The 7,384-nt window shown below is 63.5% G+C and carries 7 protein-coding genes and 1 tRNA gene; 4 read left to right on the top strand and 4 right to left on the bottom strand.

What is annotated here, in order from left to right:
- Window positions 1-1,266 (bottom strand): metallophosphoesterase (locus tag DYI24_RS17285; protein WP_164573178.1); only part of this gene is annotated, 1,266 nt, incomplete at its 3' end.
- On the opposite strand from DYI24_RS17285, the gene DYI24_RS17280 reads away from it, so the two are divergent.
- Both DYI24_RS17280 and DYI24_RS17275 read left to right on the top strand, forming a co-directional pair.
- Window positions 1,259-1,486 (top strand): hypothetical protein, encoded by a 228-nt coding sequence (locus DYI24_RS17280; RefSeq protein ID WP_164573177.1) that lies wholly within the window; start codon window positions 1,259-1,261, stop codon window positions 1,484-1,486. The two genes, DYI24_RS17285 and DYI24_RS17280, sit on opposite strands and share 8 nt — an antisense overlap.
- On the top strand, window positions 1,483-1,956 hold the full coding sequence (locus DYI24_RS17275) for a hypothetical protein (protein WP_164573176.1): 474 nt from the start codon (window positions 1,483-1,485) through the stop codon (window positions 1,954-1,956). Before DYI24_RS17280 ends, DYI24_RS17275 begins: the two co-directional genes overlap by 4 nt.
- Window positions 1,957-2,029: 73 nt before the next feature.
- Here DYI24_RS17275 and DYI24_RS17270 read toward each other — a convergent pair whose 3' ends face one another.
- The 3 genes from DYI24_RS17270 to DYI24_RS17260 form a co-directional block, all read right to left on the bottom strand.
- A complete protein-coding gene (locus DYI24_RS17270) occupies window positions 2,030-3,037 on the bottom strand; it encodes a DUF2971 domain-containing protein (protein ID WP_164573175.1) in 1,008 nt (335 codons plus the stop codon).
- 179 nt (window positions 3,038-3,216) lie between these two features.
- A complete protein-coding gene (locus DYI24_RS17265) occupies window positions 3,217-3,978 on the bottom strand; it encodes an enoyl-CoA hydratase-related protein (protein ID WP_107343106.1) in 762 nt (253 codons plus the stop codon).
- Window positions 3,979-4,184: 206 nt separating this feature from the next.
- A complete protein-coding gene (locus DYI24_RS17260; RefSeq protein WP_164573174.1) occupies window positions 4,185-5,966 on the bottom strand; it encodes an acyl-CoA dehydrogenase family protein in 1,782 nt (593 codons plus the stop codon).
- 216 nt (window positions 5,967-6,182) lie between these two features.
- Here DYI24_RS17260 and DYI24_RS17255 point away from each other — a divergent pair.
- Together DYI24_RS17255 and DYI24_RS28805 are read left to right on the top strand one after the other, a co-directional pair.
- Window positions 6,183-6,257: transfer RNA gene (locus DYI24_RS17255), tRNA-Gln, on the top strand.
- A 130-nt stretch (window positions 6,258-6,387) separates the two neighbouring features.
- Window positions 6,388-7,384: NADH-quinone oxidoreductase subunit B family protein (locus tag DYI24_RS28805; RefSeq protein WP_164573173.1), on the top strand; the 997-nt coding region annotated here is incomplete at its 3' end.

Here is a 7,384-nt window from a genome sequence, read left to right as displayed (position 1 = left end):
GCCCAGCTCGCCGCCGAGAATATCGGAGCGGACGCCGCCCGGGTTGGTCAGCGCGATCTCGGCGCCGCCTTTGTCTTTGTCCGATGTCGCGGCGAGCTGGGCATCGGCCACCACGTCGCCGAGCACGCTCTCGCCCGCCGCATTCGGCATCCGCGACAGCGCCGATGTCACCGAACCCGCCGGCCGTGCCGCGATCGGGCCGGCCAGTTTGTCGTAGGCGGCGATCAGCGCGGTCTGCGCCGGATCCTTGGCCAGCGCGTCGGTCCGGACGATCGTGTTATTGGCCGCGGCGCTGATCACGTCGCGGGTGGTGGGATCGAGCTTGAGGTCGATCGCAGTGACGATGGTGCCGTATTTGTCGCCGCTGGTGACGAGGCGGCCGTCGATCCGGCAGGTGTAGGCGCGGTGAGTATGACCGCTGATCACCACGTCGACGGCGCGATCGAGCTTGTTAACGATCTCGACGATCGGGCCGGAGATCCCAGGGCATTCGTTGTAGTCGCCGGTCGGAAAACCACCTTCATGGATTAGCACCACGATCGCCTCGACGCCCTTGGCTTTCAGCTCAGGGATTAGGGCGTTGACGGTCTCGGCCTCGTCCCTGAACGACAGGCCGGCGACACCCGGCGGTGACACCATGTTGGGTGTGTTCTTCAGCGTCAGCCCGATGAACGCCACCGGCACGCCGCCGAACTTGCGGATTGCGTAGGGAGGAAACACCGTCTTGCCGGTCGCGGTCTCGACCGTGGAGGCGGCCAGATAGTTGAACGCCGCGCCCTTGAACGGATGCGGCCCCTGGCAGCCGTCGACCGGATGGCAGCCGCCGTTCTGCATCCGGAGCAGCTCCGTTTTGCCCTCGTCGAACTCGTGATTGCCGACCGAGGACAGCGCCAGCCCCATCAGCGACATCGACTCGATGGTGGGCTCGTCGTGAAACATCGCGGACAGAAACGGGCTGGCGCCGATCAGGTCGCCTGCCGCCACGAAGATCGCGTTGGGATGATCCTTGCGCAGCGCTTTGACCAGCGTCGCCATATGTTCGGCGCCGCCGGCGGGGACGTGAATCTTCTTGGTCCGATCGGCCGGGTCGTCGATCGCAATGCCGCCGGGCGGCGGCTGCAGATTGCCGTGGAAATCGTTGATCGCCAGAATCCGCAGATCGACCGGCGGCGGCAGCAATTCGGCCGCGCGCGGGGCGGACACGGATGCGACAGTGAGCGCGGCGGCGGTGGCGAGCAGGGGCAGGCGAGAGCGGAGCTTGATCATCGGCGATCCGAGCAGAGCTGTTTCACGCTTCGCATCGCCTGCCGCGCGCGCGAATGCAAGTGGCGTCGGTTTGCCGCAGGACGACGCGAATGCGCCGCCGAATACCAACCTTGCCGACGTGCCGATTGAACTTCACGGCGGCGCGGCGTTACTGATGGCACTCAATCGCGCGACGGACCGCGAGTCGCGATGCTCGTACAAGACCGGGGATGACGCATGAAGAGGTTTTCGTTCGCTGGGCCCGCCGCCGTTGTTATCGGTGCGATGGCATTCGCCGGCACGATGTCGTTCGCCGTCGCGCAGCAGCCGCGGGGAGGCGAACGGCCTCAGCCGCGCCTTTCCGATCTGATGCAGGGCGCCCAGGTCGCGCACATCAAGCTGTGGTACGCCGGCAAGGCGGGCAATTGGGGGCTTGCGACTTACGAGACCAAGCAGCTCAAGGCGAGGCTCGAAGATGCCGCCCAGCTCTATCAGAGCCTGCCGGTCAACGACGTCACCACCATGGCCAAGCCGCTCGACGCAGTGTCGGCGGCGATCGCCGCCAAGGACGCCCGCGAATTCGCCCGGGCCTATGATGACCTCACCGCCGGCTGCAATTCGTGCCACCGCGAGCTCAAGCTCGGCTTCGTCCATCTGCGGACGCCGGCGTCGAACCCGTTCAGCGATCAGGAGTTCGGCAAGCGGAAATGAAGAACTGATGCAAATCAAGAGCTGAAAGATCAGTTCTCCAGGTGGTGTCTTACCTCACGCTCTGCGAGGCTGCTCAATCTGCCAATGGAATGTCAGAATCGAGAATCTTGAATTGCGGGCCGAGTAATTCGCGTGCTCGTTGATGTCGCTTTTCCTGATCTGGTCCGGGGCCGACGATTATCCGAGTGATTGGCAGAGCGCGTTCAGTCTTCGCAAATAGATTGACGTAACGTCTTTTCCTGCCATCTGAGCGGAGTACTGTTTGCGGCTCTAGCAGCAGCTTCTCTGTTGATTGTTGAGGTCCTTTCGGCTCTTGCTTCAAACGCTCAGACAATCTTTGCGTTGTCGGAACAATAACCATCCTAACTTCATTTTCCTCTCGAAAACCTTGATGCTTGAATAATGTCGTTGTGGAGACAAATAGCGGCAAGCCGTCTTCAATCGAGTCCGGGTGGCGGCGCCTGTCAAAAACTTGATCGAGAAAGCGTTGACAGCTGTGGAGGAGTAATCCGAGTAAGTCGTCGATCGGAAAGTCGTCAACGCCATAGATCACCTCGGCGAGGTTGGCGTGTATCATGGAAGACTTTGTCCATTCAATCGACAGTAGTTGTGCAAGTTCTTCTGTGTCGAAAACTAAACAGTAGCCACCGCGACCGTAAGCGCGCCATTGGCTTAGCAGTCCATGGGCTCGCTCATGATTTGAGTTCGGGGTCGAGAAAGAAGTTATATAGGGCGATCCAAATTCAATGTGTGTCTTGTCGCCGTATGTTATTCTATAGAGCGAGTTGGTGAAGTTCTCGGCGAGAATATTTGCATTCTTTTCTCTTCCTCCGTATTTAATTAGTTCGAGGCTGAACACTATGCTGGCTTGTTGTCTCTTGATTAGGAGTTCGTTGAAGCGTCTTTCTAACGCCTCTCTCAATGGTTCTTTGAGGTGATATACTTCTGTCGTGTCATTCAGATCTCTGAAATGGGTGGCCCAAAGTTGTTGGCTCTCGAGGATGGCTTCGAAGCCGGTTAGGCTAGTGTAGTGAAATAATTCGGGTTGTTTGCTTGATAAGGAATCAGTTCCGATCGCCATAATGCTGGTTCCATAAAAGAGTATTCAGGTCGTTGCATCTTGATGTCGAGTGTCTCGTCGATCGGTTGGGTTGGGGGCGGCTAGATTGCGGATTGTAGTTTGGGCGGCGCGGTTGCCGTTTGTGCCGTTTATCTGATTGCGACCACTTCACGTCTGTGAGGGGGCATCGCAGCCCTTTTTCACCCCTTCTTTCGCTGAAAGAAGCGCATGAAGGCGTTGACGGCTTCGGGCGATTTCATCCGCTCGCCGAACAGATGCGTTTCCTGATCGATCCGCCGGGTGATTTCATCGGGCGCCAGCCGCAGTAGCTTGCGCGAGATCGCCACCGCTTCGGCCGGCAGCGCGCAGATTTCCCGCGCGGCTTTCTTGGCTTCCATCTCAGTCTGGCCGGGCGCCACCACGACGTTGACGAAGCCGGCGACGCGGGCGTTTTCGGCCGTCATGGTGTGGCCCATCACCAGCGTGGCGAACGCGCGCTGATAGCCCATGGTGCGCGGCATCAGCAGGCTGGACGCACCCTCCGGCACCAGGCCGAGCTGGATGAACGGCGTCGAGAACGTCGCCGTGGTCGAGGCCAGCACGTAGTCACAGTGAAACAGCATCGTGGTGCCGATGCCGATCGCGATGCCGTCGACGGCCGCGATGATCGGCTTCACGTTGTGAGCCAGCGAATACAGAAACTTGGTGGCGTTGGTGACGCGCGCCGCGCCGCTGGTATCGGTTCCGGCTTTGAGGAAATCGTCGAGATCGTTGCCGGCCGTGAACACGCCGGAGCCGCCGGTGATGATCAGGCAACGGATGCTAGGATTGTTCTGCGCGGTGTCGATCGCGTGACTCATCTCGCGATACATGTCTTGCGTCAGCGCGTTCTTCTTTTCCGGCCGGCGCATGGTGATCACGCGCGTGCCGTCTTCATCCGTGACGATCAGATGCTCCGTCATGGCATTTCCCCCTAAGACCCGGTGTCCCCGCCTCAAGCGGAGCGCTCCTCGGTACGCACAGTATCACGTTCGTCTGAGACGTCAGCTGACGGCTCCGCCGCCCGCGATGAATTTCTGTCGAAGCTCACGCCCAACGCGATGCGCACAAAATAAAGGGTGGCTGCAATGCAGCCACCCCGGAGTTCTTCGTAAGCCGAAGGATCAACTTAAGCCGTCAGCACCGCCTCGGCACCGGCCACCGACGCGGCGCTGTCGACCACGCTGCGCTCCAGCGCAGGGGCCTGCACCGCGACGGTCTCGGCGAAGAACCGCGCCAGCGCGACGTAGCGTGACGGATCGTTGATGCCTTCGAGATCGCGCGCCGCGAGCGCTTCGGCCGCCAGTGCGCAGCCGCCCAGCGTGGCGCCGAACAGTCGCAGATAGGGCGTGGCACCGGCCAGCGCATCGTTGGTGGCGCTGCCGAGTTTGTCGAGCAGATAGCGGCTGGTACGGTCGAGCGCTTCCAGCGCCTCGCGCAGCCGTAGGCCGGTGAGGCCGAAGCCCGGATCGTTCGACGCTTCGACATCCTTGACGATCAGCGTCAGCTCCTCGAGCAGCGCGAACACCGAGGCGCCGCCGTTCGCGCCGAGCTTGCGGGTGACGAGGTCGATCGCCTGGATGCCGTTGGTGCCTTCGTAGATCGGCGCAATCCGCGCGTCGCGATAGTGCTGCGCGGCGCCGGTCTCTTCGATGAAGCCCATGCCGCCATGGATCTGCACGCCGAGCGAGGCGACCTCGATGCCGATGTCGGTGGAGAACGCCTTGGCGATCGGCGTCAGCAGCGCGCCGCGCGCAGCGGCGGAGGCCTTGACCTTCGGATCGGTGCTGCGCGCCGCGATGTCGAGCGCGACCGCGGTCGAGTAGCAAATCGTACGTGCGGCGCCGATCAGCGCGCGCATCGTCAGCAGTGTGCGCCTGACGTCGGGGTGCTTGATGATCGGATCCGAACCCGGGCCGGCGCTGCCGACCGCGCGGCCCTGCTTGCGCTCCTGCGCATAGGCCAGCGCCTGCTGATAGGCGCGGTCCGCAATGCCGACGCCTTCGAGGCCGACCGCGAGACGGGCCTGGTTCATCATCGTGAACATGCACTGCATGCCGCGGTTCTCTTCGCCGATCAGATAGCCGATTGCGCCGCCGTGATCGCCCATCGTCATGGTGCAGGTCGGCGAGGCGTGGATGCCGAGCTTGTGCTCGACGCCGCTCGGATAAATGTCGTTGCGGGCACCCAGCGAGCCGTCGGCGCTGACCAGGAATTTCGGCACCAGGAACAGCGAGATGCCTTTGGTGCCGGCCGGCGCATCCGGCAGCCGCGCGAGCACGAAATGCACGATGTTATCGGTCATGTCGTGGTCGCCATAGGTGATGAAGATCTTGCTGCCGAAGATCTTGTAGCTGCCGTCGGCAGCGCGCTCGGCGCGGGTGCGCAGCGCGCCGACGTCGGAGCCGGCCTGCGGCTCGGTGAGCTGCATCGTGCCGGTCCATTCACCGGAAATCAGCTTGCCGAGATAGACCTGCTTCAGCGCGCCGCTGCCGTGCGTATGCAGCGCGTCGATCGCCGACAGGGTCAGCAGCGGGCACAGCCCGAACGCCATGTTGGAAGACGCCCAGATCTCGGTGCAGGCGGCATTGACCGCCATCGGCAGCCCCTGGCCGCCGAACTCCTCCGGCCCCGACACCGCATTCCAGCCGGCGGCGATCCAGCGCTGATAGGCGTCCGGCCAGCCCGGCGCGGTGGTGACCTTGCCGTGCTCCAGCTTGATGCCGTGTTTGTCGCCGACCCGGTTCAGCGGCGCCAGGATGTCGCTGGCGAACTTGTCCGCCTCGTCCAGGACTTGCGCAGTGATCTCGCTGTCGTAGTCGCCAAAATGGCCGGCGGCGACGGCGGCCTGCAGTCCTGCACCGTGGTTCAGGGAAAGAAGGATGTCGTCGATCGGAGCGCGATAGGTCATGTTGAAGTCCCGGCTGACGGAAGGAATGCCGGCCTTTTTCCACGAAAACCCATTCCCCTCAACCGTCCGTCGCGTCGCGCCGGCTCTGCAGCCGGGCCGCCCACACCCGGCGCACGACGCTTTCGGCGGTTGAAATGCCGCTTGGGTGTCGATAGACCGGCGGGGCCGAAGCGAATCCGCCATCCGGCCGCCCCAGCGCGGTCCGGAACCGGCTGTTGGGGCGTAGCCAAGCGGTAAGGCAGGGGATTTTGATTCCCCCATGCGGAGGTTCGATCCCTCCCGCCCCAGCCAATAATTTCAGAAGCTTAGCTCAGATGTGCCGGCGCGTCTCGATGCGCGCGCGTCGGACATCCGCCTTGCGGCGGTCGCGCGAACTCCCGCATAGTCGCTGGCCACAGAGCTGGTTGGGAGGCCGGCGGCGATGGACTCCTTCGACATCCTTTGGCTGCAAGGAGCCAGTTGCGGCGGCTGCACCATGGCGGCGCTGGAGGGCGGGCATTCCGGCTGGTTTGCCGAGCTGAAGCGGTTCGGGATCAATCTGCTGTGGCATCCGTCGGTCAGCGAGGCGACCGCCGACGAGGCGGTGGCGATCTTCGAGCGCATTGCGTCCGGTGAGCAGCGGCTCGGTGCGCTGGTGCTGGAAGGCGCGGTGCTGCGTGGGCCGAATGGCAGCGGCCGGTTCAACATGCTCAGCGGCACCGGGCGTTCGATGCTGCATTGGGTGACGGCGCTGGCGCCGCGCGCCGATTTTGTGGTTGCGGCCGGAAGCTGTGCGGCGTTCGGCGGCGTGCCGATGGCCGGCAGCAATCCGACCGATGCCAGCGGCCTGCAATATGCGGCGGCCGAGGCCGGCGGCGTGCTCGGCGCCGGCTTCCGCTCCCGCGCCGGGCTGCCGGTGATCAACATCGCCGGCTGCGCGCCGCATCCGGGCTGGATTTCCGAAACGCTGGCAGCGCTGGCGCTCGGCGGTGTCGACAGCGCTGCGCTCGATGCGTTCGGCCGGCCGCGGTTCTTTGCCGATCATCTGGCGCATCACGGCTGCGCCCGTAACGAGTACTACGAGTTCAAGGCCAGCGCCGAGGAGCTGTCGCAGCAGGGCTGCCTGATGGAGCATCTGGGCTGCAAGGCAACCCAGGCGGTCGGCGACTGCAATCAGCGCGGCTGGAACGGCAGCGGCTCCTGCACCAGCGGCGGCTATGCCTGCATTGCCTGCACCTCGCCGGGCTTCGAGACCTCGCAGGGCTTCATGGAAACCGCCAAGCTCGCCGGCATTCCGGTCGGCCTACCGCTGGATATGCCGAAAGCGTGGTTCGTCGCGCTGGCGGCGCTATCGAAATCGGCGACGCCGAAGCGGGTCCGCGCCAACGCGGCGGCGGATCACATCGTGGTGCCGCCGCGCCTGTCTCTTATACACATCT

Source organism: Rhodopseudomonas sp. BR0C11, assembly GCF_010820945.1.
GTDB classification, from domain to species: domain Bacteria; phylum Pseudomonadota; class Alphaproteobacteria; order Rhizobiales; family Xanthobacteraceae; genus Rhodopseudomonas; species Rhodopseudomonas palustris_H.
This window is presented reverse-complemented; position numbering and strand designations above follow the sequence as displayed.